The organism is Variovorax sp. V35 (assembly GCF_041154465.1).
GTDB lineage: Bacteria > Pseudomonadota > Gammaproteobacteria > Burkholderiales > Burkholderiaceae_C > Variovorax > Variovorax boronicumulans.
Genome location: NZ_AP028666.1, coordinates 3,725,593 through 3,750,876, shown reverse-complemented (window position 1 = coordinate 3,750,876; position 25,284 = coordinate 3,725,593). Strand labels below are relative to the sequence as shown.

Genomic DNA, 25,284 nt, shown 5'->3' with positions numbered 1-25,284 from the left:
TACGGAACGCTTGCCGCGGTGAACCAGAGAGCCTTGGCAGTCCTCGACCCGAGCCAAATGCCCTTCCGGCCTTCGCACTTCGCCCAGCCCTTCATTTCAGACCTGGGCGAAGTGGCCCCGAGTCGAATCAGCTCAGCGTGCTCCCATCCGGCAGCTTCGCAATCACCTTGATCTCGAACTGGAAGCCATAGAGCCACGTCACGCCGATCCCGGTCAGCGTCGGGTGCGGCGCTTCGCCCCAGTACTCAGGCACCAGCTTCCAGATCGTTTCGAAGTTCGATTCCGGGTCGACGATGAAGACCGTCACGTCGACCACGTCGTCGAAGGTGCAGCCCGCGGCTTTCAGGATGGCGTTCAGGTTGTCGAAGGCGCGCCGCACCTGCGCCTCCAATTCAGGTTCCGGCGAGCCGTCTTCGCGGCAGCCGACCTGCCCCGACACGAACAGGAAGCCGTTGGAGCGAATGGCTGGCGAATAGCGGTTGCGTTCGTAGAGCGCCTGGCGCCCGGGTGGAAAAACGACGTCGCGTGAGGCCATGGGGTGTTTTCTTTCTGCGGTGAATGAGGACGATGCAGGGACTTTAGGAAGCCATGCGCCATCGATAAACGGGCAAAGCCAACAATCACTGTTTGCAGATCCCAAACAATCGCCGCGCAGGAGCCTTCCCATGGACCGTTTCGATGCAATGCAGGCCTTCACCCGCGTGGTGGAAGCCGGCAGCTTCACCAAGGCCGCCGACACGCTGCACATGAGCAAGACCAGCGTGACGCAGTTGGTGCAGCAGCTGGAGGCGCGGCTGCGTGTGAAGCTGCTCCATCGCACGACGCGCAAGGTGAACGTCACGGCCGACGGCGCGGCGTACTACGAGCGTGCGGTGCGGCTGCTGGCCGACCTGGACGACGCCGAGACCAGCCTGTCGAGCGCCGCCGCCCTGCCCCGCGGCCGCCTGCGCGTGGACGTGCCCAGCCCGCTGGCCCGCATGATCCTGGTGCCCGCGCTGCCGGCCTTTCATGCGCGCTACCCCGACATCCAGCTCGACATGGGCGTGAGCGACCGCATGGTCGATGTGATCGGCGAGAACGTCGATTGCGTCGTGCGCGGCGGCGAGCTCACAGACCCCTCGCTCATGGCCCGCCGCGTGGGCGACCTGGAGCTCGGGGTTTATGCGGCGCCGAGTTACCTCGAACTGGCAGGCACGCCCGCGCACCCGCGCGAGCTGGAAGACACGCACCACCGCATCGTCGGCTTCCTGTGGTCGCGCCACGGCAAGACCTTTCCGTACGCCATGCGCCGGGGCGGCGAGCGCGTCGACGTGCAGGGCCGCTACGTGCTCTCGGTCGACGACGGCAACGCCTACCTTGCGGCCGGGCTGGCGGGCCTGGGCATCCTCTGGCTGCCGGACTACATGGCCGCGCCGCACCGGGCGTGCGGCGAACTGGTGCCGCTGTTCGAAGACTGGCAGCTCGATCCGATGCCGTTGTACGTGGCGTTCGCGCCGAACCGGCATGTGAGCGCCAAGCTGCGTGCGTTCATCGAGTGGGTCGCCGGGCTCATGGCGCAGCATGCGCCGGTCATCGTTCGCCCGGGCCCGTCGGGTTCAGGTTGACGCAGCCTCTGCTTCCTGCAGCGCGCGCCACATCACCTTGCCGCTGCCGCTCTTGGGCAGCGCGTCGATGAACTGCACCACGCGCGGCGCCTTGTACGCTGCCATGTTCGCGGCGCACCAGTCGATGATGTCCTGCGCGCTCACCGGCGGCTGCGCAGGCTTGAGCACCACCAGCGCCTTGACCGATTCGCCGCGGTAGGCGTCCCGGGTCGCGATCACGCAGGCCTCCTGGATGGCCGGGTGGCGGAACATCAGCGCCTCCACCTCGGCCGGCCAGACCTTGAAGCCGCTCGCGTTGATCATCCGCTTGAGCCTGTCGGTGACGAAGAAGTAGCCCTCCCCGTCCACATGCCCCATGTCGCCGGAGCGGAAGAACCGCTTGCCGTCGATCTCGACGAAGGCGGCCTCGGTGTCCGCCGGCCGCTTCCAGTAGCCCGCGAAGACCTGCGGCCCGTGGATCACGATCTCGCCCTGCGCTCCCGGCGCGACCTCGCGGCCCGTGTCGGGGTCGATCACGCGCGCGTCGGTGCTCATGAACGGGATGCCCAGGCACTGCAGCTTGGGCGCATCGGGCGGGTTGTAGTGCGAAGGCGCGGCGGTTTCGGTGAGGCCGTAGGCCTCGACGTAGCGCAGGCCGTACTGCTCGAACAACCGCTGCGCCACCGCCTGCGGCATCGCCGCCCCGCCGCCACCGATGGCCACCAGGCTCGACAGGTCGAAGCGCGCCACGTTCGGGCTGGCCAAGAGGTCAATGACCATGGTCGGGATGTTGGCCCAGTGCGTGACCTGGTGCGTGGCGATCAGCCGGCCCGCCAGCTCGCGGTGCCAGCGCGGCATCAGCACGGCCGTGGCACCCACCTGCATCGCCGCATGCATGACGCCCACCATGCCGGTGATGTGGAACATCGGCACGGCCACGAGGTGGATGCTCTGCGGCGTCACGTTGCCCCAGGCGTTGATGGCCATCGCGTTGTGCATCGCGTTCGCGTGGCTGAGCATGCAGCCCTTGGGCAGGCCGGTCGTGCCGCTGGTGTAGGGCAACAGGGCCAGTGCGTCCGCATCGGCGCGGGCCGTGGGCGGCGCTGCTTCGCAGGCCAGGCAGTCGGACCACGCGTGCACCGCGCCGCCGGCCAGCATCGGCAGTTCGCGCCGTGGCAGCAGCCACGGCGCCCAGGCTGCCGGCATGTCCTGTTCCGACAGCGCGGCCGGGTCGAAGGCATCGGTGAACTGCGTCACGACGAGGTGGCGCAGCTGCTGCGCCTGCGGCAAGGCATCGCTGGCTTTCGCGAGCTCGACCGCGAGGTCCGCCGTCGCGATCGCCACCTGCGCATCGGGGTCCACGATGAAGTGCTTGAGCTCCTCGGCGCGGTTCATCGGGTTGACCGGCACCACCACGGCATCGGCGCGCAGGATCGCGAAATGCGCGATCACCAGCTGCGGGCAGTTCTGCATCGCCAGCAGCACGCGGTCGCCGGGGCGCACGCCCAGCGCGTGCAGGCCGGCCGACAGGCGCTCGACGGCAGCCCACAGCTGCGCGTAGCTCAGCGTGCGGCCCATGAAGATGAGCGCTGCCTTGTCGGGAAAGCGGCGGGCATTGACCGCGAGGTTGTCCCACAGCGGTGTGCGCGCCGCGTGCAAGGTGCGCGGCAGGCGCCGGGGCCAGAACGTGTGATGCGGGCGGGTCTGCATGGCGTGCTCCTGGTGGGGGGTAACCGGTCGTTGGGCGTGCTGCGCCCTGCCCGCTTCCCGCGTGCCGGAGGCGGGAGCGATGTTCGGGAACGAGACGGCTACGGCTGGGGCTGGCCGGGCGCGATGCCCGCGCGCGCAAAGGCGGCCTGCGACTGGGCGCCGTTCATGTAGACGTCCTTGCGCGTCACCTCGCCGGCGTCGTTGACGTCGACCACGTCGAGCATCTCGACGCGCGCGGTGAACGGCTTCCCTGCCGTGTCCTTCAGCGGCAGCACCATCACCCACTCCAGCACCCAGTGCCGCGCGCCGAACAGGCTGCGCCGCAGTTCGAAGCTGAAGGGATAGCGGGCGAACACGCCGACGCAGTACTGGCGCAGTGCCTCGCGCCCGCGCACCGGCGCGGAACCGTCGTGCAGCCAGTAGGTCGTGTCTTCGGAATGCAGCGACGCGATGCCGTCGGGGTCGCGTGTTTCCCATCCGACGTGGTACCGCGCGAACAACGCTTCGGTCCCCAGGGCGGGGTCGGCGGGGTCGGTCTTGCCAGGAAACGCCATGTCTGTCTCCATCGGATGCGATGGAGAAAATTTACCGACTCAAAGTCGGTTTGTCAATCCGGGTGCGGATTCGACCCGTGTTGCTGCAGCCCGCACAGCATGGTTTCGAGCAACCGGCAGTGCAGCTGCACGGCGGCCATCGGGTCTGGCGCCGCCCCGCAGGCCAGCGCCGCTTCGGCCACCGCGCCGGCGATGAGCCGCGTGGCGGCCTCGATCTCTTCGGGTGGCGTGCCTGCCGGCATGATCGCCACCAGCCCGGTGCGGATCGAGTCCATGAAGTGACGGTCGTCGATGCCGCGCCAGCGCTCCCAGCCGAGCACCACGGGCCCGTCAACCAGGATCAGCTGGCGCAGGCCTTCCTGCGTGGCCGCTTCGAGGTAGATGCGCAGGTTGGTCGCGATGGTGTGGGGCGAGCGGTGCCCTTCGATGCGCTGGATGCGCGTGCCGAGTTCCGCTGCGAGCTCGGCCTGCACCGCATCGAGTACGGCCTCGAAGACATCGTGCTTGGCGCGGAAGTGGTGATACAGGCCGCCCTTGGCGATCCCCGCGCCGGCCGCGATGTCGTCGATGCTGACCGCCGCGAACCCCCGCTCGATGAACAGCTGTCGCGCCGAGGCGAGGATGGCCCCGACGGTGGTTGCGCTGCGCTTGGCCTGCTGGACCATGTGCGTCTTTCTCCTCGATGGCTGCTGCGCCACGTGAACACGCGGGCAGTATGGCACGCAGCATCGGTCCGGCAGGCCCGGGCGCAGCGCTGTCTCTGGCTCAACCCGCCGGCTGCGTCACTTTGCGCCAAGCCTCGTACAAGTCCTCAGCGGCCTCATCGCGCACCGGAAGCGAATGCAGCTTCATCTCACGCTGCTCCACCGGCCGGGCGATCTCGACGTAGCCGCGCGCGGCCGACAGGTCGAAGGGCTCGCCGTCCTCGTTCGAGTAAGCGTAGAACACCTCCTTCACGCCCGACAGGTACATCGCCGTCAGGCACATCGAGCACGGGTAGCCGCTGGCGTACACGGTGCAGCCCGACAGGTCGGTGCTCTTCAGGGCCTTGGCGGCGGCGCGCACGGCCTGCATCTCGGCGTGGGCCGAGGGGTCGCACAGGGCGTCCACTTCGTTGACGGCGGTGGCAATGACCTTGCCGTCGCGCGCGATCACGGCGCCGAAGGGCCAGGTCTTGCGCTCGCGGATGTTGCCCATGGCGAGGCGGATGGAGTCGAGCAGGTACGCGCCTGCGTGGGGGTCATGGGATGTGGTCATTCAGCAAAAGCTCCCGCGGTCAGCTGCCGCGATAGGTGGAAAAAAACCAGGGGGCGCACAGCATCGGCACGTGGTAGTGCTGTGCGGCGTCGGCGATGGCGAAGCGCACGGGCACCACGTCGGACAGCGCATCGGCGGCCTTGAAGTGGCCCCCGACATGGAACTGCAGCTCGAACTGCCCGGTGCGCGCCGAGGCGGCGGCGAGCCTGGGCGCGTCGGTGCGGCCGTCGGCGTTGGTGCGCGTGCTGTTCAGGCGCGTCGGCGGCGTGGTCGCCACGTCGTAGAGGTCGACCTTCAGCCCGACGAGCGGGCGGCCGGTGGTGATGTCGAGCACGTGGGTGGTGATGCCGGTCATACGAAGAAAACTCCTTGCGGACGATGGGAACGAACGGGGCCTGCTTGGTCAGCTGCCGCGCGAGTAGGTGTAGCTCCACGGGCCGAACTGGATCGGTAGGTGGATGCGCTCGGCCACGTTGGCCACGCGGATGCGCACCGGCAGCTTCGACAGGAACGGCGGCGTGGGCAGGCGCGACTGCTTGCGCGCAAAGTACTCGTCCACATGCAGCAGCAACTCGTAGTCGCCGGCGCGGTAGCTGTCGCCGATCAGCAGCGGCTCGTCGGAGCGGCCGTTGCCGTTCATGGTCACGGTGCGCAGCAGCTTGAAGCCGTCGCCCTCGCGCACCGAGAAATCGATGCGCAGGCCGGTCGCCGCGGCGCCGTGGAAGGTGTCGAGCGCATGCACGGTCAGGCGCGGGCTCACGCCGTGCAGCACGATCGGGCCGCTGGCCTGGGCCGGGCCGACGGGTGCGGCCGTTTGCGCAACAGCACCGTGCGGCGCCAGGGCCGCGGCGCCGAGCGCGAGGCCCGACAGCGCGAAGCGACGGCGTGCGGGCAGGGAAATTTCTTTCTCAGGCATGGACCGCTCCTTGGGAGGTGGACGCACCCAGCAGCGCGTCGATGCGACCGCGGGTGATGAGGCCGATCTGCGTCAGCGCCATGCGGCGCTCGGCTTCGGTGGACTCGGCGGCGCGGCTGCGCAGCGCCTCGAAGATCTGGCCCTTGGTGCTGCGCCGCACCGCGATGATGAAAGGAAAGCCGTGCCGCTCGCGGTACACGCGGTTCAGCCGCTGGATCTCGGCCATCTCTTCGCGGCTCAGCGCGTTCAGGCCCGCACTGCCCTGCTCGCCGACCGACTCGGTGGTCATCGTGCCGGCCTGGGCTTCGCGGCCCGCCAGCTCGGGGTGGCCGCACAGGAAGGCCAGCTGCTGGGCGTCGGGTGCGCGGCGCACCACGTCGAGCATGGCTTCGTGCAGCGCGTCGATGGTGGCGAAGGGCCGCAGCGACCAGGCCGAGCGTGCGACCCAGGGCGAGTTCTCGAACGTCGGCCCGAGTGCGGCGACGAACGCGTCGCAGTCCATGGCGTTGAGCGCCTGGAGATCGAAACGATGGGCGTGGGAAGGCATGGAGCGCATCTCCTTTGTATTCAGACAGTCGGACGAAGGGGTGGAAGGAATCAGCGCGCAGGCGTCTTGTGCAGGCGCGGCACGAACAGCAGGATCAGCACGGTGGCGCAGATTTCGACCGCCGCGACCACATACAGGCCCGGCGCCAGGCTGCCGGTGGCGGTCTTGATGAGGCCCAGCATCCACGGCGCGCCGAAGCCCGCGAGGTTGGCGATCGAGTTGATCAGCGCCACGCCGCCGGCGGCCGCGGTGCCGGCCAGGAAGCGGTTGGGCATCTGCCAGAACACGGGGATCGCGCTCATGGTGCCGACGATGGCCAGCGTGAGGCCCGCCAGCACCAGGGCCGGGCTCTGGCGCAGGAACAGCGCCACCACCAGCAACGCACCCGACCCCAGCGCCGCGGCCAGCGCGCAGTGGTAGCGCGACTCCTGGTGGCGGTCGGAGTGGAAGCCGTTCCAAATCATCCCGGCCGCGCCACACAGGTAGGCGCCGGCCATGATCCAGCCCACGGTCAGCGGGTTGGTGAAGCCGATCTCTTTCACCAGCGTCGGGCCGTAGAAGGTGAGCGACGAGTTGGCCGCGATGATGCAGAAGAAGATCAGGATCAGCAGCCAGAACTTGCCGTTCTTCAGCGAGGCCAGCATGCTGTGTTCGCGGTGGCCCAGCGTCTTGCGGTCGCGTTCCAGGTCGTCGTGCACCAGCTGGCGTTCACGCGCCGTGAGCCAGTGGGCCTGCTCGGGCCGGTCGGTCAGGTAGAAGTAGGTGGCGATGCCGGCCAGCACCGAGGGAATGCCCTCGAGCAGCAGCACCCATTGCCAGCCGGCCCAGCCGTTCACGCCATGCATGTTGTTCATGATGGTGCCGGCCAGCGGCCCGCCGATCACGCCCGCGAAGGCCGAGGCCGACATGAACATGCCGAAGGCCTTGGCGCGCCGGCTGTCGGGGAACCAGTAGGTCAGGTACAGGATGATGCCGGGGTAGAAGCCCGCCTCGAACACGCCCAGCAGGAAGCGCAGCAGGTAGAACATCTCGGTGCTCTTCACGAACATCGTGGCGATCGAGGTCAGGCCCCAGCCGATCGTGATGCGCATGATGGTCTTCTTGGCGCCGATCTTCTGCAGCAGCAGGTTGCTGGGCACCTCGAAGAAGAAGTAGCCCAGGAAGAAGATCCCCGCGCCCAGCCCGTAGGCCGCCTCGCTCCACTTCAGGTCGTCCAGCATCGTCAGCTTGATGAAGCCGATGTTGACCCGGTCGATCCAGGCCAGCACCCACAGCAGCATCAGGAAGGGAATCAGGCGGAAGATGATCTTGCGGTAGATGCCGTCCAGTTCCGCCGTGGCGGTGTGTTCCCGGACTGGCGCCATCGTGGCGTCCATGCTCATGGTTGTCTCCATTTCTAGGTGTGGACGGGACGCGCCGCCTGGGACCTTCTGTGGGTCCGCTTGCGGCTGCCGTTCCCGCTGGTGGCGAACTGTAGGCAGATATCGCGGCCCCGGATCACGCTCTCTAGAATGTGCGACATAACGGTTTGCCATGAGGGGCCTGCCGCCCGTAGCGCCCCAGAGGCCATTTCTCTTCGCCATGTCACGCTCCCACGCCCCGATCGACACCTACCTGCTGCGCGTGCTGGTCGCCCTGGTGGCCGAACGCAGCGTCTCCCGGGTGGCAGTGCGCATGAACCAGACCCAGCCCGCCATCAGCACCGCCCTGCGCCGGCTGCGCGAGGTGTTCGCCGACCCCATCCTGGTGCGCGAGCGCAGCGGCATGGTGCCCACCGAGCGGGCGCTGCAGCTGCGCGACCGCGCACGCGGCGCGCTGCTCGAAATCGACCGCATGCTCTCGGGCCCCGAGCAGTTCGAGCCCGCTTCCAGCGCGATGACCTTCCACCTCGCGCTGCCCGACTACCTGGCGATGAGCTTCCTGGCCGACGTGACGACGCGGTTCCGCGCCGAGGCGCCGCACGCGCGGCTGGTGGTGCACCCGCTGAGCGTCACCTACGACTACGAGCGCGCGCTGGCCCAGGGCGAGCTGGACATCGTGATCGGCAACTGGCCGCAGCCGCCCGACCGGCTGCACCTGTCGCTGCTGCTCGAAGACGACCTGATGTGCCTCATGGGCAAGAACAACCCGCTGGCCGCCAAGGGCGCGATGACGATGGAGCGCTACATCGCCGCGCGCCACGTCGTGCCCACGCCGTATGCGGCGTCGCAGCGGGGCGTGGTCGAGACGCACCTGGCCACCTTGCGCCAGACGCGCGAGGCCTGCATTGCCGTGCCCTACTTCACCGTGGCGCCGCACCTGCTGGTGGGCACCGACCTGGTCTTCACCACCGCGCGCCATTTCGCGATGCAGTTCGTGCACACGCTGCCGCTGGTGGCGGTGCCCGCGCCGCAGGGCTTTCCGCGCATGCGCTTCTACCAGCTGTGGCACGACCGCTCGCAGCACGAACCGGCGCACCGCTGGCTGCGCGGCATCCTGGCGGCGGTGGCGTCGGGGCTGGCGCGGCCCGATGCGGCGGAAGCTGCCGCACCAGCAAGCGCCTAGGCGGCCTTTCGCTCAGGCGGCCGAACCCGGCGCAGCGGCTGCGCTCCCCCACGCGCGTTCCCCTGCCCTTCGGACGGGTTCCCGCTGCCGGCGCCTGTTCTCTTCCGGCGCGCTGGCCGTCGTGCTCAACCGGTAGCCCTGCCCCGGAACGGCCTGCAGCTCCAACCCATGGCGTCCGGCGCCCAGGCCGAGCTTGCGCCGCAGGCCACACACGTTCGTGGAGAGCACCCCGGAGCCGCAGCGATGGCCGCTGTCCCAGACCAGCGCGCGCAGTGCGTGGTGGGTCAGGACCTGATCGACGTTCCTGAACAGTACGATGGCCAGGTCGAACTCATTGGGCGTCAGCTCGACCCGGACGCCGGCCACCTGCGCGCTGTCCGCGGACAGGTCGAAGCGGAACGCACCCCACTCGACGAACTGACCCGCCACCCGTGTCCGGTGCCACTGCAGGAAGCACCGCATCAGCAGGTACGCCTCTTCGAACGAAGACGGCGTCACCTCCACGTGGTCGGATTCGCGTGCATGCAGGACCGCCAGTTCACGCAGACCGCGCTTGCTGCCGCTCAGGACCAGGGGGCACTCTGGGCCCACTTGCTCCCGCACCTGGGCGATCAGTGCGCCCGCCGCGCCGGCGTCCACCGGACAGGCCACGACCACGGCGTCGAAGCGAAGGTGGAGGTAGCGGCACGCCTGCATCAATTCCAGCGCGCTGGTGAAGACCAGCGGCCAATGGCCGAGCCTGCGGATGGCCCGCCCCATCTGCTGTCGGGGCCGCAGTTCCGGGTCGATCACCGCAATGGTGGCGCACGCGGTCTCGCCCCACGTGATGGGCAGCCGCAGCGTGGAAGGGGTGGCGGTGTGGACAGTGCAATGACTCTGCTTCAAGGATCACTCCAGAGGTGGATGGATGGATCGGATGTCGAATCGCCTTGTGGGCGAACCGAATGAGTGGCCTGTGCGCCGGATGACGGGCTAACGGCTCAGAACTTCGAAACGCCCCGCGCCTTCCCAGGTGCTTTCGGCCGCGACGCGCGTGGCGCCAGCTCCCACGAAGGGCTCGATCTCGAGCTGCACCGTCAGGCGTTGGCCCTGGGCCAGGCTTGCGCCGTCCATGGGCGACACGCGGTCGCCGGGCCGAAGCAGCGACGAAGGGGCCGAGCCCGTGGCATCCGCATGCGATGCGGCCAGGCGAACCGGCTTGCCGTCGAGCTGCGCCTGCACGATCCGCAGGGTGAAGCGACCGTTCCCGGCGAACCGGAACCCCGTGTCGTCCGCCGCCGCGCCCTGGAACGACAGCGCCATCGCCGTGCGTTCGGCGCACACCGCCGTGAGCGTCACCAGGCGCTTGCCCAGCGAGGCCCTGGCGGGGTCGGGCTGGCGTTCCAGCAGCTGTGCGCGGGTCATCCGTCCGTAGTCGACGAGCGACTCGCTCAGTTGCGCATCGCAGCGTGCCGAGGCCTGTGCATGCGCCGGCGTTGCTGCCAGGGCGAAGAGTGCGGCCAGTGCCATGCCGGACATTGCGCCTTGGCGGCGCAGGTTCTTCATCGTGATCATGGATGTGCTTTCATGGCCGTGCAGGTGGCGTCGGCCGATTCAAAGTAAGCGGAGGCGTCGGGCTTGTCCGGCAGCGAAAACACGAGCCTGCAGCTGCCGCCGTTCGACAGCGTGACCCGCAGGTCCGCGCCGTCTCGCACGTCGGGCAGAAAGACCTGCCCGCCGTCGACCACCGAGGTGACGTACTGGTTGTCGCCGTCGACCACCGCCCCACCCTTCTCGAGCGCCTGCCCCGTGGGACCGACGGCTTTCAGCAACACCCGGCGGGCGTTGACCACGCCGAAGCGAATGTGGTTCACCGACCCGCGGCCCGCATCGAGCTCCTGGTAGCCGTTCACCAGGTCGACGTTGCGAGGCAGCGACCGGGTCGCGACCTCCAGCCGGCTCGTGTGGTACGGGAACAGCTGCGGGGCCACCGCGCGCCCCCAGGCATCGGTCCACACCGGGCCTTGCGGCGTGCCGATCCTGACGCCGGACACGCCCCCCACCGAGACGATGCCGAAGGTGTCCTGCACGGGGTACGGCGAGAACGTCACGCCGTCCTTGTGGGCGACGATGCCGCCCTGCAGCTGCCCGCTGTAGGTGGTGCTCGCGCCGTTGCGCGAGAAGCCCAGGTTGGCCTGCGTGTAGCGCGGCAGCAGGCTCAGGCGCTCGGCGAAATCGTTGCGCCCGTCGCGGCTGTCCCGCTCGGCCGAGACCTGGTAGCTCGTGGTGTCGTTGATGCGCTCGTTGAGCGTGACGCCGGCGCGGGTCCGATCGTCGTAGCGGTTGACGTACGTCTTCACCGTCTTCGAGCCCAGCGGAATGCTCACGGTGACATAGGCCGCATGCCGGTTGTCGAAGCGCCCGAGGTCGCCCGTGCTGCGTTCCAGGTTGAGCGACACCGTGGCGTGCGGGAACGACTTCACCCACGAGCCGATCACGCGCTGGATGTGGCGTCCGTCGAAGGTCGAGGAAGCCGAATAGGCCAGCCGGAAACCGCCGAGGCTCGCATGGGTCCAGCCGACTGAGCCCGTGTACTGGCCCTTGTAGCGCTGGCGCGTCCAGGTGGTGTCGAACAGGTTCGGGTTGATCGTGTCCGCCAGGGCGCGGTAACCCCGGGTCTGTTGCGTGGCGCTCATCGACGCCGACAAGGCCGGCGAGATCACGCTACTCAGCGAGGCATCGACCTGCGTGCCGCGCACGCCCTCCCCTGTGGCGTTGGACACGGCCTGGCGAAACCCCGCCATCGTGCCCGGCACCACCATGCGATTCACGGCCCATGCCGCGGCCTGGTAGCGCGTGGCCGCCATGGCGCCCGCCGTCAGGTGCGTGCGCTTGTCCAGTGCCCAGGTGCCGGTGCCGGTCGCCACCCAGGGCTTGTCCTGCCGGTCGCCGTGGCCGTACGGGCGGTAGCGGCCGATGGCGAACGAATAGCCGGCCGTCGTGCGAAGCGCGGTCGCGCCCAGGGCGGCGGCGGGCACGGTGAACGGCCGGCGCGAGCCGTCGGCCTCGATGACCGTGACTTCCAGGTCGCTCGCGCCGCTGAGCAGCGGCAAGCCCGTGAGCGAGAACGGCCCCGGCGGGACGACCGTCGAATAGATGAGCGCCTGGTTCTGCCGCACCTCGACGCGAGCCTGCGTGTGGGCGATGCCTTCGACCACCGCGCCGTTGTCGCGTGCGTCCGCGCGCAGGGCCTCCTCCGGGACGATCTGCACGCCCAGGATCGGATCGCCCGGGAAGATCGAGCTGGCGATGGTGATCTGGCCGCCCTGCACCGTCGAGCCCAGGCCGGTCAGCGTCTTCTGGCCGTAGGCATACAGGTGCTGGAGCTTCTCCTTGCCGTTGTTCGAGGTGTAGCTCTGGCGGCTGCGGAAGATCCAGTCGCCGACGTTCAGGCCGGCCTCGGTCCCCAGCGAATGGAAGCTGCTGGTGCCGCCGGCATGGCGGCTGTCCATCGTCAGCAGGTCGTAGTTCAGCAGGCCGGCGACGCCGCCGCTGCTGAAGGTGTCGGCGCGCTCCCGGGCCCGGAACGCGTCGGTCGGCACGATGAGGCGGACTTCGTCCCTGCCGGGGCGCAGCTCGACGATCGTGCTGGGAAACTGGCGCTGGAATTCATCGCAGGCCGTGGCGCCCGCACCTGCGTCGTCCACCTCGCGGCCCATGACGAGGCCCGCCTTGTCTCGCAGCGTCTCGTCGAAGCACAAGCGGCCGTCCGCATCGAAGGTGGCGGGCACCAGCCCGCGCCGCTCATCGTTGACGAACAGCGTCACGACGCTCGTGCCGGCGCGAAAGCGGGCCTCGTGCCGGAAGTAGTCCGCCAGCTTCGGGTCGATGCCGCGTTGCTTGAGTACGTCCAGGTCGAAGCCGGCGCCCTGCTTTTCCTTGATGAACTGCTCGATGACGTCGGCGCGATCCTCGCCGGCCAGCGCAAAGGCCGACGGAGAAGCCAGCAGCACGCAGAGCATCGCCGGCAGGCCGACCGAAGCGCCTTTCGTGCGCCCGCCCATGGCGGCCGCAGCCACCGGCGAGCGGCGGTGAACCCGGCCCGGGGCGCGCCCGCGCGGCCGATGGGCGGCCGCCGGGGCCGCGGTGCGGAAGGACAACCCAGCCATCGTCAGTGCGCCGCGAGCCTGACGTCGTAGCGGGCCACGGTGAAGCCATACACCGTCGCAGGCACCATCCGCACCGTGGCGGCCCCCTTCGCAGCGGCCGGCAGGGGCACTTCCACCGTCTCACCGGGCAGCACATAGGGGCGTGGCAATTCGACCGTCGCGGTCGACGGCAGCAACTGGACCTCCGTGGCCATGCGTACCACGTACGGGCTGTCGTTCACGACGCGCAGCGTGCCGGTCCCGACCGACCACTTCAGTCGCTTCCATGGCTGGTCGTCCTTGGCCAGGCCCTTGGGGTGGATCAGCACCGGCAGGTTCTGGCGCACGTTCATGGTCACGCGCAGGCCCGGCTCCGTGTTCTTCGGCGGGATGCCTTCGAAGATCACGCGCCGCAGGCGTTGCGTCTTCAGCGGCTCCTTGGTCTGCAGCAGAAAACGCACCAGCTGCGTCTCACCCGGCTCGACCCGGGCGACCGGCGGGGTCACGATCAGCAGGGTGTCGTCGTCCCCCGGAATGCCCGTCAGCGATGTGAACATGAGCGCCGGCTTGGCGTCCGTGTTCTTGACGTTGATGCTGGCTTCGCCATCGCTCTCGTTGACGATGACGACCGAGGTCTCCGGCAGCATGCCCGCGGCATGCAGCGGCAGCGGGGCAAGGCCCGCAATCAATGCGGTCGAGGCAGACAGTGCGAAAACAAATCTGGCGGGGATGAAGTTCACGGTTCTCTTTCCTGTGGTCGGACGAGCGCGTCCGCCGTCTCGAAAGGGGCGCTTTCGAGAAGAATCAAAAATGGGGAGGGACCGACGGGCCGTTTGCCAGCCGTGGCACCGCGTCGATCCCGATCGGTCCGGACGCGATGCCGGCCGGTGCTCAATGCCGCAGCGGGCTCGAGAACGGGATGTCCTGGAAAGGGTTGCGCCAGGCGCCCTGCCCGGCACCACCCTGTATCGGGCGGAAGGACCGCCCGATACAGCCGTGTGGCTTACAGGTAGACGAGTTCGAACGTCGACAGGCCGTCCAGCGGGATCGGGTGGGTCAACGGCAGGTTGCTGCTCTTGTCGATGGCGGTCACCACGCCGATCGTGGTCGTGACGGACTTGTGGGGATTCGGCGTCGTGGTCGTGGCGCTGTTGACGGCCCCAATGAGCCTGCTCCCATCAGCGACCAGGGTAGATGAGCCAACTTGGCTCCAGCTGGTACCGCCGTTATCGCTCTGAACGATATACGCGCCGCCTTCACTGGTGATCAGACCCAAGAGCTTCAACGAATAGGCGCCAATCTTCTTGCCATCCGAAGTGCCCAAGCCGAGCTTCATGTTCGGGGCGGCCCCCTTGATCGTTTCAAGCGAAGTGATCGCGCTCGCGGCGCGTTCGTCAATCACCTTGAAGCCGAACCGCGTAGGCGCATCGCAGGTCATGATCAGTTCGATCGACTTTTCCGCGAGCGTGGTCTGGGCCGTCGGGTTCAGCGAGCTGGCGGGAATGTTGCCGTAGTCGACCACGCCTCCGCCCGTGAAAACGGGCGTGCAAGCTGCTGGCACGATGGTGCCGGCGATCCGGAGCTCGGCACTGTCGGCGCTCGCCTGGCCGGGCACGACCATCACGGCGGCCGCGCAGGCGGCAGCGGCAAGAGTTGCAATTTTCCTCACAGATATTTCCTCAAGAACTTCAAAAGAGATTTCAACGAAGGATTGGTTGAAGCCCGTCCATGGTCCCGAAAGGCGGCCTTTGACGGCGGAAGAATCGAGAATGGAAATGGACAAGCGGGCTGTTCGTCAGCCGCTGCTTACAGGTAGATGAGTTCGAAGGTCGACAGGCCATCCAGCGGGATCGCGTGGGTCAACGGCAGGTTGCTGCCCTTGTCGATGGCGGTCGTCACACGGATGTCCGTCGTGGCAGACTTGTGAGCATTCGGCCCCGATCCCCCGTTGTTGACGAATGCGATGAGTCTGCGCCCATCAGTCATCAGGCCGCCAGTGTTGAGGTTTCCCCAGGTGGCGCCGCCGTTCGCGCTAAAAATGGGTTTCGCGAGTCCTCCATCGGCGGTCGCACCCACAATCTGCATCGAATAGGCGCCAATCTTCTGGCCATCCGAAGTGCCCAAGCCGAACTTCGTTTCCGGCTCCGTCACACCCGTTTGAAGCGAAGTGACCGCGGTTCCTGCGCGTTCATCGATCGTCCTGAAGCCGAACAGCACAGGCGCTTCGCAGGTCATGCCAAGTTGGATCGATTTCTCCGGGAGATTGGTCTGGGCCGTCGGGCTCAGCGACTTGGCGGGAATCTTGCCGTAGTCGACCACGCCACCGCCTGTGAAAACGGGCGTGCAAGCAGTGGGCGTGATCGTGCCGGCGATCCGGAGCTCGGCGCTTTCGGCGCTCGCCTGGCCGGGCACGAACATCACGGCGACCACGCTGGCGACAGCGGCAAGAGTTGCAATTTTCTTCACGAATATTTCCTCAAGAACTTCAAAAAAGGATTTCAACGAAGGATTCGTTGACGCCCGCCATGGCCCCGAAACGCTGCCCTTGACGGCAGAAGAAACAAGAACGGAAATGGATCGGCGGGCTGTTCGTCAGCTGCTGCTTACAGGTAGACGAGTTCGAACGTCGACAGGCCATCCAGCGGAATCTGCTTGGTCAGTGGCAGGTTGCTGCCCTTGTCGATGGCGGTCACCACACGGATGTCGGCGGTGATGGCGGTGTGGGCGCCTGGCACCGTTCCCGTGGCACTGGCGGCGAACGCAACGAGCGTGCCGCCGTCGCCGGTCATGCCGCCAGCAAAGTCCGACCAGGTGGCCCCGCCGTCCACGCTGTTGATGTGTTTGGTGCTGCCTTGATCGGCCGTCTCTTTCGTGATCTGCAACGAATAGGCGCCGATGTTCTTGCCATCCACGGCGCCCAGGCCGAACTTCGCGTTCGTGGCATACCCCGGAATGGTTTCCAGCGCGGCGACCGCCGTCGCAGCGCGTTCGTCGATCACCTTGAAGCCGAACAGCGCGGGCGAATCGCAGGTCAGCGTCAGTTGGGTCGACTTGTCCGCGAGCGTGGTCTGGGCCGTCGGGTTCAGCGAGCTGGCGGGAATGTTGCCGTAGTCGACCACGCCACCGCCGGTGAAAACGGGCGTGCACGCGGCCGGAATGATGGTGCCGGTGATCCGCAGTTCGGCGCTTTCGGCGCTTGCCTGGCCGGGCACAAACATCACGGCAGCCGCGCAGGTGACAGCGGCAAGGGTTGCAATTTTCTTCACTGGTATTTCCTCAAGAACTTCAAAAAAAAAAGGTTCAACGAAGGATTCGTTGAAACCCACCCATGGCCTCGAAACGATGCGTTGGACTGCACCGCAACGAACCCAATCCAACCGCCGATGCGTCGGGTTTCGCGTTGCAAGGGCCTTGCGCCTCTTGCAGCGAGCGCCCTTGAAAGTGCGCACGAAAAGCGTGTGAGCGGCGGCGTGTTTTGCTCCGATGAATTGTTCTTTTTGGGTGCTTTTCCCGATATAGAAATGCAACGAAAAATCGGGGGGTCGACTTAGGGATCGTTCGAAAATTCGAACCCGGAGCGGCGCGGGCTCGCGCGGCATGCGCTCACGCATCCCCTCGTTGTGATGGTGTCGACGTGGGGGCGAGCGGCCTACGATCCGCCCACTGGGAGGGTCCTCATGGCACACCACCTCGCCGCGCAGCCGCTTCGCCTGATGCTGCTCGACGACCACGCGGTCGTCCGGCATGGCCTGATCGCAAGATTGGCGGACGAGCCCGACCTGTCGGTGGTCGGCAGCCATGCCACCAGCCGCGAACTGCTCGATGCCCTGGCCACCGTGGCGGCCGATGTCGTGCTCATGGATTTCTCGCTCGGGCCCTCGGACATCGACGGGCTCAACCTCCTGCGGGCGCTGAAGGTGCGGCATCCGCGCAGCCGGACGATCGTCATCTCCGCGCACTACAGCGCGGCCACCGTGGCGCTGGCGCTGAAGGCCGGCGCGCGCGGCTATGTCGGAAAGAGCCAGGAACTGGACGAACTCGTGGCGGCCGTGCGCACGGTGGGCAAGGGCCGCATCCACCTGCATCCCGACATGGCGGCGGACATCGCGACCTACGCCGAAGCCGCGTCGCCCCACACCGACGCCGAGGCGCTCACGAAGAACCCGCTGCTGTCTCCGCGCGAGCGCGAGGTGCTGCGCTGCTGCCTGGAAGGCCTGTCGGTCACGCAGATCGCCGCGAAGTTCTCTCGCAACGTGAACACCATCAGCACGCAGAAACACGCGGCCTTCCGCAAGCTGGGCATCCGCACGGACAACGAGCTGTTCAAGATCCGCCACCAGCTGGACAAGACATGAATCCCTGGCGCGCTCTCGGGCGAGCGGCCCGGTGGACGATGTGCGGCGCGATGGCCCTCCCCGCCGGCCCTGCCTGGGCGCAGGCGCAGCCCCTCTTCACCGACGAGGAACAGCGCTGGATGAAGGCCAACCCCGTCGTGCGCTACGCCGCCGACACGCGGCTGAGCCCGCTGGAGTCCATCGAGCACGGCCGCTACAAGGGTTTGATCGCGGAGTACCTCGACGCGGTCGCCCGCAAGTCGGGCCTGCGCTTCGAGCTGCACGCCACGCATGACTGGCAGGAAGCCCAGCAGGCCTTCCTCGACGGCAAGGTCGACATGTTCCCGAACGCCAGCGCCGACCGCACCACGCGCGAGGTCGGCGCCAGGCTGCGCCTGACCGATCCCTTCTTCGTGGCGCAGACGATCATCGTCACGCGCACCGATGCCCCCTTCGTCCTGCACATGAAGGACCTGGACGGCAAGGTGGCGGCCGTGCGCGGCGGAGGCACCTACGCCCATGTCTTCGCCGAACGCTACCCCGGCGTGCGCGTGCTGCCCACCAGTGAGCCGATGGAAAGCCTCGACGCGGTGATCACCGGCGAGGCCTACGCCGCCATCGGCTCCGACGCGGTGTTCCTGCCCATGATGCGCCGCAGGCATGCGCGCCAGTTGAGCATCTCCGGCACGATCGGCGATCTCCTGTACGTGGCCCAGATGGGCGTTCGCGCCGACCTGCCGCTGCTGCATTCCATCGTGGAGAAGTCGCTCGCCAGCCTCTCGGCGGCGGAGACCGGCCAGATGAACGACCGGTGGCTGGAGCAGACCGACCTCGGCGAGCCCTCGCTGCTGTCGATCGTGCGCTACCGCCTGCCGCAGCTGTTGCTGCTGCTCGGCGGCGTCGTGCTGCTCGGCTGGTTCGCCTGGCGCGCCCGCGTGGCGCAGCGCGCCGCACAGAAGAGCGAGCGCACCAAGTCGAACTTCCTGGCGGTCATGAGCCACGAGATCCGCACGCCCATGAACGCGGTGCTGGCCTCCATCGAGATGCTCACGCACACGCCGCTGGATGCGCGCCAGACGCGCTTCACGCGCACCGCCTCGGCGGCGGCCGAAGCCCTGCTGTCGCTGCTGGACGATGTGCTCGACCTCTCGAAGCTGGACGCCCGGCGCCTCGCGCTGGAACTGGTGCCCACCGACGTCGACGCACTCGCGCAGAAGGTCGCGCATGTGGCGCGCGTGAACGCGCAGGACAAGCCGCTCGTCATCGCGGTGCGCACGCACAACCCGTCGGGCCGGCAGGTGCTGATCGACCCCACGCGCTTGCGGCAGGTGCTGCTCAACCTGCTGGGCAATGCCGTGAAGTTCACCGAGCGCGGGCGCATCGACGTGACACCAGAGCTTCTGGACGATGGCGACATGAACGGCCTGCTGACGGTCACGGTGAGCGACACCGGCATCGGCATCGCGCCCTCGCAGCAGGCCACCCTCTTCGATGCCTATTCGCAGGCCGACAACTCGACCACGCGGCGATTTGGCGGCACCGGCCTGGGGCTGACCATCTGCAAGGAGCTGGTCGAGTTGATGGGCGGCGAGATCCGGTTGACCAGCCGGCTCGGTGCGGGCACCTCGGTCGAGTTCGCCCTGCCGGTGAAGCTTGTGTCGCCCCCACAAGAACCGTCCAAGGATGCAGCTTCGGCGCATGGCAAGCCGCCCTCCGGGCCTGCGGCCACCGTGCTGGTTGTGGAGGACCATCCGGGCAACCAGTTCATCATCGCGGAGCAGTTGCGCATGCTGGGCTACGACGCCCGGATCGAGGCCGACGGCGCGGCGGCACTGGCGGCGCTCGCGCCGCCACATCCCTTTGCGCTCGTGCTCATGGACTGCCACATGCCCGGGATGAGCGGCTACGAGGCGACGCGCCGCCTCCGAGAGAGCGAGCGAGAGGCAGGCGTCAGCCATCTGCCCGTGATCGCGATCTCGGCCGCGACCGACTCGGCGCACCTCGACGAATGCATGGAAAGCGGGATGGACGGCGTGCTCAAGAAGCCGCTGCGCCTGGACGAACTGTCGAGCATGCTGCAGCTCTGGCTGGGCGGGGCGCCGTCGTCGCCGCAACGCCTCGACACGGCCTTGCCGCCGCAGTTTCACGAGGCCATGGCGGAAGACCTTGCGGCGTTGCGCCGGGCGTTCGCTGCGGGCGACACCGCGAGTGCGGCGCACCATGCCCACCGGATCAGGGGCGCGGCCTTGATGGTCGACGCTGCGACCGTGGCAGCGCCCGCCGATGCGTTGGAGGAAATCGCTCGCGGCGAAACCGCTTCGGATCACATGCGCGTGGCGGACCTGCTGGACGAACTCCAGCTTGCGCTGTCGGCGCAGGCGGCGCCCTGAGCAGACGACGCCCTACGCTCCCGCCATCCGTTCTTTCATCAACCGCCGAAGAATCGCCAGCGCCGGCGCCTCGGTGCGCTGGCGCAAGGTCACCAGCCCGAAGCGCGCCGTGCCGCGCATCGGCGGCTCCATCCGCAACTCGACCAGGTCGGGTGCCGACTCGTGCACCGCGAGCAGCACCGTGTCGCTCTGGCGCACCACGTCGGCAATGCTGGGCAGCTCCTCGCACTGCAGGGTCACGCAGTTGGCCGGATGCGCCTGCGGGCCGTAGGTCTCGACCAACCCGCGGGCCACTTCGTCGCTCAGCGGCGTCGAGGCGATCGGGTAGCGTTGCACCGCGTCGAAGCTCACGCCCTTGCGCAGCCGTGTGAGCGGATGGCCGCGGCGGCACAGGAAGGCGCCGCGCAGTTCGTACACGTGGGTCAGCACCAGGTCCGGCGCGGGCTTGAGCGCGCGCGCATCGACCACCAGCGCGTCCAGGCTGCGCTCGCGCAGCGCCTGCGCCAGCAGGTCGGTGCTGCCGCGCGCGATCACGGTGCGCACGGCCGGGTGGTGCGTCGCCATGTGCAGCAAAAAGGGCGTCATCAGCAGCGCGCCCGGCCCCGAGCCCAGCCCGATGCGCACCGTGCCGCCCTCGCCTTCGCGCATCTGCCGGCCGCGGTCGCGCAGCGCCTCGGCCTCCGACACCAAGAGCCGCGCGCGCTCCAGCACCTCGCGCCCGAAGACCGTGAGCTCGTTGCGCCGGCCGATGCGGTCGAACAGCGGCATGCCCAGCTCGTCCTCGAGCGCGCGCACGCTGCGGCTGAGCGCGGGCTGCGTCAGGTGCAGCGCCTGCGCCGACTGGCTGAACGAGCCCGTGTGGGCCAGCGAAATCAGGTGCCTCAGTTGGACCAGCGTCATGGCGAAAACCTCGTTTTCATGAATGCATTGGACTCATGCTAATGCAGCCAACAATGCATTGGACGTTGCATCGGCTCGCTCCTAGCATTCCCCTGCATCCGGCCCCACGAGCCGGCACCACCCCAGGAGACATGACTTTGACGACGACTTCGCTCTTCCGATCCGCGCTGCTGCTCGGCTGCGGGCTGATGCTGGCGGCCGCGGGCCCCGCCCGCGCCGACGGCTTTCCCGCCAAGCCCGTGAACCTGATGGTTCCCTACCCGGCCGGCGGCCCCTCGGACGCCACCGCGCGCATCTTCACCGTGCCGCTGGGCAAGGCGCTGGGCCAGCAGGTGGTCGTGGAGAACCTGGGCGGCGTGAGCGGCGCCATGGCCGCGCAGAAGGTGCTGGCCGCGCCGGCCGATGGCTACTACCTCTTCCAGGGCTCGCCCAACGAGATCATCCTGGCGCCGCTGGCCAATGCGGCCGTGAAGCTCAAGGCCGAAGACTTCCGCATGGTGCACCCGGTGGCCGAGGCGGTGATGGTCTTCGTCGCCCGCAAGGACCTGCCGGCCAACAGCGTCGACGAACTTATTGCGCTGGCGCGCAAGTCGCCCGACAAGCCGCTGTCGTACGGCAGCGTGGGCATCGGCTCGCTCTACCACCTGATCCTCGAGAAGGTGCAGCTGGACACCGGCGTGAAGCTCATGCACGCGCCCTACAAGGGCAATGCGCCGCTGCTGCAGGACATCGGCGGCGGCCAGGTCGACTTTGCCGTGCTGGTGTATAGCGCTGCCATGGGCGCGCTGGCCGACCAGGGCCGCCTGAAGATCCTCGGCCAGCTCGGCGGGCAGCGCTCCGAGCTGCTGAAGAACGTGCCCACCGCCAGCGAAGGCAAGGAGCTGAAGAACGTCAACTACAAGACCTGGAGCGGCTTCTTCGTGCGCAAGAACACCCCCGAGGACGTGGTGCAGAAGCTGCACCAGGCCGTCGGCGCGGCGCTGAAGGAAACCAGCGTGCGCGAGCAGCTCGCGGCCCAGACGCAGCTGGCCTCGCCGCAGACGACGCTGGCCGAATCGGCGAAGTTCTACGAAGCCGAGACCGCGCGCTACCGCGACATCGCCAAGTCCATCCGACTGGAACCCCAATGAGCACCACCGCCCTCCTGAACGACCTGCACGCCAGCGCCGACACCTTCATCGGCATTCGCCGCGACATCCACCAGCACCCCGAACTCGGCTTCGACGAGCACCGCACCTCGGCGCTGGTGGCCGAAAAGCTCCAGGCCTGGGGCTACACCGTGGAGCGCCATGTGGGCGGCACCGGCGTGGTGGGCCGGCTGGTGCGCGGCAGCGGCACGCGCCGCCTCGGCCTGCGCGCCGACATGGACGCCCTGCCCATCGACGAGGCCACGGGCCTGGCCTACGCCAGCGAACACACCGGCGTGATGCACGCCTGCGGCCACGACGGCCACACGGCGATGCTGCTGGCGGCAGCGCAGCACCTGGCCGAACGCGGGCGCTTCGACGGCACGCTGAACCTGATCTTCCAGCCCGCCGAGGAAGGCGGCGGCGGCGCGGTGCGCATGATCGACGACGGCCTGTTCGAGCGCTACCCCTGCGACGCGATCTTTGCGATGCACAACATGCCCGGCATGGCGCAGGGCCGGCTGGCGATGCGCGAAGGCCCGGCCATGGCTTCGTCCGACTACGCCACCATCACGCTCACCGGCGTGGGCGGCCACGGCGCCATGCCGCACCGCGCGGCCGACCCCATCGTGGCCGCGGCCAGCATCGTGATGGCGCTGCAGAGCGTGGTCTCGCGCAACATCGATCCGCTGCAGATGGCGGTCGTCACGGTGGGCGCCATCCACGCGGGCAAGGCCAACAACGTGATCCCGCAAGGCGCCGTGCTCGAGCTGAGCGTGCGCGCCCTCGACCGCGAGGTGCGCAAGAAGATCGAAACCCGCATCAAGGCGCTGGTGGCCGCGCAGGCCGAGAGCTTCGGCGTGCAGGCGCAGATCGACTGGCGGCCCGGCTACGCGGTGCTGGTCAACACACCCGAGGAAACCGCCTTCGCGCGCACCGTGGCCGAAGAACTCGTGGGCTCGGCGCAGGTCACCTGGCAGACGCCGCCGCTGCCGGGCAGCGAAGACTTCGCCTTCATGCTGGAGCGCGTGCCCGGCTGCTACCTGCTCATCGGCAATGGCGACGGCGACGCGCACGGCGCCTGCATGGTGCACAACCCGGGCTACGACTTCAACGACAGCAACGTTGCCGTGGGCGGCGCCTACTGGGTGCTGCTGACCGAGCGCTTCCTGCGCGCCACGACCTGAACGTTCAAGAAGACTGCCGCGCGAGCCATTCGCGCGGCGACACGCCCACCTTCTGCGCGAACAGGCGCGACAGCGCCGAGGCGTTCGCGTAGCCGAGGCTGTCGGCAATCGTCTTGACCGACGCGCCCGTGCGCAGCTCGGCCTGCGCGATCGTCAGGCGCCACTGCGCCAAGTAGTCGGCGGGCGTCGCGCCCACCACCGACTTGAAGCGCGCAGCGAACGCACTGCGCGACATGCCGGCCTCGGTGGCCATCTGTTCGAGCGGCCACGGCTCGCCCGGGCGCTCGTGCAGCGCGACCAGCACGCGCGCCAGCTGCGGGTCGCCCAGGCCCGTCAGCAGGCCGGCGGGCACGCCGCTTTCCTGCGGATGGTCGAGCAGCCAGCGCAGCAGCTGGATTAGCACCACCTCGAACAACCGATCGGCCAGCAGGCGGTGGCCGCACAGCACGCGCCCGGTTTCCGCGAACAGCAGCGCCAGCGCCGCTTCGAGACCGTCGACCGCATGCAGCGGCAGCAACACCAGCGGCGGCAAGGCACGCACCAGCGGGTGCGCGTCGCCGCCGTCGAAGTCGACCGTGGCGCAGACGAAGTCCGAGCCCTCGGTGGGCGCGTTGTGGAAGTCGTGCGCCAGCGGGCGCGGGTAGAACAGCAGGCTGGGCTCCTTCACGACCAGCTTGCGCGGCACGCCGGCCGCGCGCACCGACGGCGCCGAATGCGTGACCACCATCTCGCCGCGCCGCATCACATGCAGAAAGCTGCGCCCCTCTTTCGCCGCGAAGTGCGTCACGCCGCACAGCGGCCCCGTGTGGAACAGGTGGGCCCGGACACGGAAGCGCTCGAGCAGGGACGAGAGCCTGTCGATGGGCGGCGGTAGCGGAGCGCTCGGCATTGGACGAAAAGGTATGTTGAATGGATGAAAGCGTTCAAATCATACGGATTTCCGGAAGACACTGCTTGCATCGTCATCATCGAAAGGAAGTCTTCATGCCCCGCGTCAACCTCGTCACCGACACCGCCGCCACCGGCGACGCGCAGTCCTTGCTCGCCGACATCCACGGTGCCTTCGGCGCCACGCCCAACATGTTCCGCGCCGTCGCCAACTCGCCCGCGGCGCTGCGCAGCCTGTGGGGATCGTTCGGCGCGCTCGGCGGCGGCGTCATTCCGGCGCAGCTCGGCGAGCAGATCGCCGTGGCCGTCGCCGACCGCAACGCCTGCCACTACTGCCTCGCAGCGCACACCGCGCTGGGGCGCAAGGCGGGCGTGTCGGCCGCCGACATGGCGGCCGCGCAGGCCGGCGAATCGGCCGACCCGCGCACGGCGGCGGCGCTGCGCTTTGCGCTCAAGCTCGTCGATGCGCGCGGCCAGGTCAACGACGCCGACGTGCAGGCCCTGCGCGCCGTGGGCTTCGACGACCGGCACATCGTCGAGATCCTGGCCCACGTCGCGCTCAACCTGTTCACCAACTACGTGAATGTGGCGTTCCAGGTACCGGTGGATTTTCCGCAGGTGAAGCTGCGCACCGAGGCGGCCTGACATGGCCTGGCCGCGCCCTGAGGCGCCCGAGCTGCAGGTCGCCCGCTGGCTCAACACCGACACGCCCGTCACGCTCGCGTCGCTGCGCGGCCGGGTCGTGGTGCTGCACGCGTTCCAGATGCTGTGCCCGGCCTGCGTGTCGCACGGCCTGCCGCAGGCGAAGAAGACGCGGCAGCTCTTCGCCGCGAAAGACGTGGCGGTGCTCGGCCTGCACTCGGTGTTCGAGCACCACGACGTCATGACACCCGCCGCGCTCGACGCCTTCGTGCGCGAGTACCGGCTGGGCTTTCCCATCGGCATCGACCAGCCCTCGCCCACCGGCGGCATCCCCGCCACCATGCGCGACTACCAGTGGCAGGGCACGCCGAGCACGGTGCTGGTCGACCGGCAGGGGCGCCTGCGCATGAGCCACTTCGGGTTGATCGACGACATGGCCTTGGGCGCCGCCATCGGGCAGCTGGCGGCCGAAGAGGCGCCTGCGCACCTCATTGCCCAACCTGCAGACGATGCATCGCCAGACGGCCCGTGCGACGACACCGCCTGCCGCGCCTGAAAGAAGAAAGGACACTCGCCGC

At 68.3% G+C, this 25,284-nt stretch carries 26 protein-coding genes; 8 read left to right on the top strand and 18 right to left on the bottom strand.

What is annotated here, in order from left to right; all coding sequences use genetic code 11:
- Positions 1-127: 127 nt before the first annotated feature.
- Positions 128-535 (bottom strand): RidA family protein, encoded by a 408-nt coding sequence (locus ACAM42_RS17375; protein WP_369628857.1) that lies wholly within the window; start codon positions 533-535, stop codon positions 128-130.
- Between the two features lie 130 nt (positions 536-665).
- On the opposite strand from ACAM42_RS17375, the gene ACAM42_RS17370 reads away from it, so the two are divergent.
- Complete coding sequence (locus ACAM42_RS17370) at positions 666-1,604, top strand: LysR substrate-binding domain-containing protein (RefSeq protein WP_369628856.1); 939 nt, start codon at positions 666-668, stop codon at positions 1,602-1,604.
- Here the strand turns inward: ACAM42_RS17370 and ACAM42_RS17365 are convergent.
- The 8 genes from ACAM42_RS17365 to ACAM42_RS17330 form a co-directional block, all read right to left on the bottom strand.
- Positions 1,596-3,293: a long-chain fatty acid--CoA ligase gene (locus ACAM42_RS17365; protein WP_369628855.1), complete on the bottom strand. Its 1,698-nt coding sequence runs from the start codon at positions 3,291-3,293 to the stop codon at positions 1,596-1,598. The genes ACAM42_RS17370 and ACAM42_RS17365 overlap by 9 nt on opposite strands.
- 98 nt (positions 3,294-3,391) lie before the next feature.
- Positions 3,392-3,847, bottom strand: coding sequence for a nuclear transport factor 2 family protein (locus ACAM42_RS17360; RefSeq protein WP_369628854.1), 456 nt, complete (start codon positions 3,845-3,847; stop codon positions 3,392-3,394).
- 53 nt (positions 3,848-3,900) lie between these two features.
- Complete coding sequence (locus tag ACAM42_RS17355; RefSeq protein WP_369628853.1) at positions 3,901-4,512, bottom strand: TetR/AcrR family transcriptional regulator; 612 nt, start codon at positions 4,510-4,512, stop codon at positions 3,901-3,903.
- A gap of 100 nt (positions 4,513-4,612) precedes the next feature.
- Positions 4,613-5,104 (bottom strand): nucleoside deaminase, encoded by a 492-nt coding sequence (locus ACAM42_RS17350; RefSeq protein ID WP_369628852.1) that lies wholly within the window; start codon positions 5,102-5,104, stop codon positions 4,613-4,615.
- Positions 5,105-5,123: 19 nt separating this feature from the next.
- Positions 5,124-5,459 carry a hydroxyisourate hydrolase gene (gene uraH / locus ACAM42_RS17345; RefSeq protein ID WP_369628851.1) on the bottom strand — a complete coding sequence of 112 codons (336 nt, stop codon included), beginning with the start codon at positions 5,457-5,459 and terminating at the stop codon, positions 5,124-5,126.
- A gap of 48 nt (positions 5,460-5,507) precedes the next feature.
- The gene (locus tag ACAM42_RS17340; protein WP_369628850.1) at positions 5,508-6,020 is read right to left on the bottom strand and encodes a hydroxyisourate hydrolase; all 513 of its coding nucleotides are present in this window, start codon (positions 6,018-6,020) and stop codon (positions 5,508-5,510) included.
- Complete coding sequence (gene uraD, locus ACAM42_RS17335; protein WP_369628849.1) at positions 6,013-6,567, bottom strand: 2-oxo-4-hydroxy-4-carboxy-5-ureidoimidazoline decarboxylase; 555 nt, start codon at positions 6,565-6,567, stop codon at positions 6,013-6,015. The genes ACAM42_RS17340 and uraD overlap by 8 nt, the downstream gene beginning before the upstream one ends.
- 50 nt (positions 6,568-6,617) lie before the next feature.
- Complete coding sequence (locus tag ACAM42_RS17330) at positions 6,618-7,943, bottom strand: MFS transporter (RefSeq protein ID WP_223301321.1); 1,326 nt, start codon at positions 7,941-7,943, stop codon at positions 6,618-6,620.
- 205 nt (positions 7,944-8,148) lie between these two features.
- On the opposite strand from ACAM42_RS17330, the gene ACAM42_RS17325 reads away from it, so the two are divergent.
- Complete coding sequence (locus tag ACAM42_RS17325) at positions 8,149-9,111, top strand: LysR family transcriptional regulator (protein ID WP_369628848.1); 963 nt, start codon at positions 8,149-8,151, stop codon at positions 9,109-9,111.
- 12 nt (positions 9,112-9,123) lie between these two features.
- Here the strand turns inward: ACAM42_RS17325 and ACAM42_RS17320 are convergent, their stop codons facing one another.
- The 7 genes from ACAM42_RS17320 to ACAM42_RS17290 form a co-directional block, all read right to left on the bottom strand.
- The gene (locus tag ACAM42_RS17320; protein WP_369628847.1) at positions 9,124-9,996 is read right to left on the bottom strand and encodes a winged-helix domain-containing protein; all 873 of its coding nucleotides are present in this window, start codon (positions 9,994-9,996) and stop codon (positions 9,124-9,126) included.
- An 87-nt stretch (positions 9,997-10,083) separates the two neighbouring features.
- Positions 10,084-10,665 carry a hypothetical protein gene (locus tag ACAM42_RS17315; protein WP_369628846.1) on the bottom strand — a complete coding sequence of 194 codons (582 nt, stop codon included), beginning with the start codon at positions 10,663-10,665 and terminating at the stop codon, positions 10,084-10,086.
- On the bottom strand, positions 10,662-13,259 hold the full coding sequence (locus ACAM42_RS17310) for a fimbria/pilus outer membrane usher protein (protein WP_369628845.1): 2,598 nt from the start codon (positions 13,257-13,259) through the stop codon (positions 10,662-10,664). The genes ACAM42_RS17315 and ACAM42_RS17310 overlap by 4 nt, the downstream gene beginning before the upstream one ends.
- A gap of 2 nt (positions 13,260-13,261) precedes the next feature.
- Positions 13,262-13,978 carry a fimbria/pilus chaperone family protein gene (locus ACAM42_RS17305; protein ID WP_235926578.1) on the bottom strand — a complete coding sequence of 239 codons (717 nt, stop codon included), beginning with the start codon at positions 13,976-13,978 and terminating at the stop codon, positions 13,262-13,264.
- Between the two features lie 263 nt (positions 13,979-14,241).
- Entirely contained in the window at positions 14,242-15,021 is a 780-nt protein-coding gene (locus ACAM42_RS17300; RefSeq protein WP_369628844.1) for a DUF1120 domain-containing protein, read from the bottom strand.
- A 23-nt stretch (positions 15,022-15,044) separates the two neighbouring features.
- Positions 15,045-15,740, bottom strand: coding sequence for a DUF1120 domain-containing protein (locus tag ACAM42_RS17295; RefSeq protein WP_369628843.1), 696 nt, complete (start codon positions 15,738-15,740; stop codon positions 15,045-15,047).
- Between the two features lie 101 nt (positions 15,741-15,841).
- Entirely contained in the window at positions 15,842-16,849 is a 1,008-nt protein-coding gene (locus ACAM42_RS17290) for a DUF1120 domain-containing protein (RefSeq protein WP_369628842.1), read from the bottom strand.
- 66 nt (positions 16,850-16,915) lie between these two features.
- On the opposite strand from ACAM42_RS17290, the gene ACAM42_RS17285 reads away from it, so the two are divergent.
- Both ACAM42_RS17285 and ACAM42_RS17280 read left to right on the top strand, forming a co-directional pair.
- Entirely contained in the window at positions 16,916-17,593 is a 678-nt protein-coding gene (locus tag ACAM42_RS17285; protein ID WP_369628841.1) for a response regulator, read from the top strand.
- A 50-nt stretch (positions 17,594-17,643) separates the two neighbouring features.
- Positions 17,644-19,962 (top strand): ATP-binding protein, encoded by a 2,319-nt coding sequence (locus tag ACAM42_RS17280; protein ID WP_369628840.1) that lies wholly within the window; start codon positions 17,644-17,646, stop codon positions 19,960-19,962.
- 12 nt (positions 19,963-19,974) lie between these two features.
- On the opposite strand, the gene ACAM42_RS17275 is transcribed toward ACAM42_RS17280, so the two are convergent.
- Positions 19,975-20,862: a LysR family transcriptional regulator gene (locus ACAM42_RS17275; protein ID WP_369628839.1), complete on the bottom strand. Its 888-nt coding sequence runs from the start codon at positions 20,860-20,862 to the stop codon at positions 19,975-19,977.
- 188 nt (positions 20,863-21,050) lie between these two features.
- Here ACAM42_RS17275 and ACAM42_RS17270 point away from each other — a divergent pair, with 188 nt between their 5' ends.
- Positions 21,051-21,992, top strand: a complete 942-nt coding sequence (locus ACAM42_RS17270) for a tripartite tricarboxylate transporter substrate binding protein (protein ID WP_223301319.1) — start codon at positions 21,051-21,053, stop codon at positions 21,990-21,992.
- Positions 21,989-23,176 carry a M20 aminoacylase family protein gene (locus ACAM42_RS17265; protein WP_369628838.1) on the top strand — a complete coding sequence of 396 codons (1,188 nt, stop codon included), beginning with the start codon at positions 21,989-21,991 and terminating at the stop codon, positions 23,174-23,176. The genes ACAM42_RS17270 and ACAM42_RS17265 overlap by 4 nt, the downstream gene beginning before the upstream one ends.
- Before the next feature lie 4 nt (positions 23,177-23,180).
- Here the strand turns inward: ACAM42_RS17265 and ACAM42_RS17260 are convergent, their stop codons facing one another.
- Positions 23,181-24,065 (bottom strand): AraC family transcriptional regulator, encoded by an 885-nt coding sequence (locus ACAM42_RS17260; protein WP_369628837.1) that lies wholly within the window; start codon positions 24,063-24,065, stop codon positions 23,181-23,183.
- 95 nt (positions 24,066-24,160) lie between these two features.
- Here ACAM42_RS17260 and ACAM42_RS17255 point away from each other — a divergent pair, with 95 nt between their 5' ends.
- Positions 24,161-24,709: a carboxymuconolactone decarboxylase family protein gene (locus ACAM42_RS17255; protein ID WP_307693663.1), complete on the top strand. Its 549-nt coding sequence runs from the start codon at positions 24,161-24,163 to the stop codon at positions 24,707-24,709.
- Position 24,710: 1 nt separating this feature from the next.
- Positions 24,711-25,262, top strand: a complete 552-nt coding sequence (locus ACAM42_RS17250) for a peroxiredoxin family protein (protein WP_369628836.1) — start codon at positions 24,711-24,713, stop codon at positions 25,260-25,262.
- The last annotated feature ends 22 nt before the right edge of the window (positions 25,263-25,284 follow it).

What these genes read in the sequence shown, in the direction of transcription:
- ACAM42_RS17370 (WP_369628856.1), top strand. Translation starts at nt 666, where the DNA reads ATGGACCGTTTCGATGCAATGCAGGCCTTCACCCGCGTGGTGGAAGCC.
- ACAM42_RS17355 (WP_369628853.1), bottom strand. Translation starts at nt 4,512, where the DNA reads ATGGTCCAGCAGGCCAAGCGCAGCGCAACCACCGTCGGGGCCATCCTC.
- uraH (WP_369628851.1), bottom strand. Translation starts at nt 5,459, where the DNA reads ATGACCGGCATCACCACCCACGTGCTCGACATCACCACCGGCCGCCCG.
- ACAM42_RS17350 (WP_369628852.1), bottom strand. Translation starts at nt 5,104, where the DNA reads ATGACCACATCCCATGACCCCCACGCAGGCGCGTACCTGCTCGACTCC.
- ACAM42_RS17275 (WP_369628839.1), bottom strand. Translation starts at nt 20,862, where the DNA reads ATGACGCTGGTCCAACTGAGGCACCTGATTTCGCTGGCCCACACGGGC.
- ACAM42_RS17280 (WP_369628840.1), top strand. Translation starts at nt 17,644, where the DNA reads ATGGCCCTCCCCGCCGGCCCTGCCTGGGCGCAGGCGCAGCCCCTCTTC.
- ACAM42_RS17315 (WP_369628846.1), bottom strand. Translation starts at nt 10,665, where the DNA reads ATGATCACGATGAAGAACCTGCGCCGCCAAGGCGCAATGTCCGGCATG.
- ACAM42_RS17365 (WP_369628855.1), bottom strand. Translation starts at nt 3,293, where the DNA reads ATGCAGACCCGCCCGCATCACACGTTCTGGCCCCGGCGCCTGCCGCGC.
- ACAM42_RS17255 (WP_307693663.1), top strand. Translation starts at nt 24,161, where the DNA reads ATGCCCCGCGTCAACCTCGTCACCGACACCGCCGCCACCGGCGACGCG.
- ACAM42_RS17285 (WP_369628841.1), top strand. Translation starts at nt 16,916, where the DNA reads ATGGCACACCACCTCGCCGCGCAGCCGCTTCGCCTGATGCTGCTCGAC.
- ACAM42_RS17330 (WP_223301321.1), bottom strand. Translation starts at nt 7,943, where the DNA reads ATGGACGCCACGATGGCGCCAGTCCGGGAACACACCGCCACGGCGGAA.
- ACAM42_RS17260 (WP_369628837.1), bottom strand. Translation starts at nt 24,065, where the DNA reads ATGCCGAGCGCTCCGCTACCGCCGCCCATCGACAGGCTCTCGTCCCTG.
- ACAM42_RS17360 (WP_369628854.1), bottom strand. Translation starts at nt 3,847, where the DNA reads ATGGCGTTTCCTGGCAAGACCGACCCCGCCGACCCCGCCCTGGGGACC.
- ACAM42_RS17265 (WP_369628838.1), top strand. Translation starts at nt 21,989, where the DNA reads ATGAGCACCACCGCCCTCCTGAACGACCTGCACGCCAGCGCCGACACC.
- ACAM42_RS17290 (WP_369628842.1), bottom strand. Translation starts at nt 16,849, where the DNA reads ATGCGTGAGCGCATGCCGCGCGAGCCCGCGCCGCTCCGGGTTCGAATT.
- ACAM42_RS17325 (WP_369628848.1), top strand. Translation starts at nt 8,149, where the DNA reads ATGTCACGCTCCCACGCCCCGATCGACACCTACCTGCTGCGCGTGCTG.
- ACAM42_RS17250 (WP_369628836.1), top strand. Translation starts at nt 24,711, where the DNA reads ATGGCCTGGCCGCGCCCTGAGGCGCCCGAGCTGCAGGTCGCCCGCTGG.
- ACAM42_RS17310 (WP_369628845.1), bottom strand. Translation starts at nt 13,259, where the DNA reads ATGGCTGGGTTGTCCTTCCGCACCGCGGCCCCGGCGGCCGCCCATCGG.
- ACAM42_RS17375 (WP_369628857.1), bottom strand. Translation starts at nt 535, where the DNA reads ATGGCCTCACGCGACGTCGTTTTTCCACCCGGGCGCCAGGCGCTCTAC.
- ACAM42_RS17270 (WP_223301319.1), top strand. Translation starts at nt 21,051, where the DNA reads ATGCTGGCGGCCGCGGGCCCCGCCCGCGCCGACGGCTTTCCCGCCAAG.
- ACAM42_RS17340 (WP_369628850.1), bottom strand. Translation starts at nt 6,020, where the DNA reads ATGCCTGAGAAAGAAATTTCCCTGCCCGCACGCCGTCGCTTCGCGCTG.
- uraD (WP_369628849.1), bottom strand. Translation starts at nt 6,567, where the DNA reads ATGCCTTCCCACGCCCATCGTTTCGATCTCCAGGCGCTCAACGCCATG.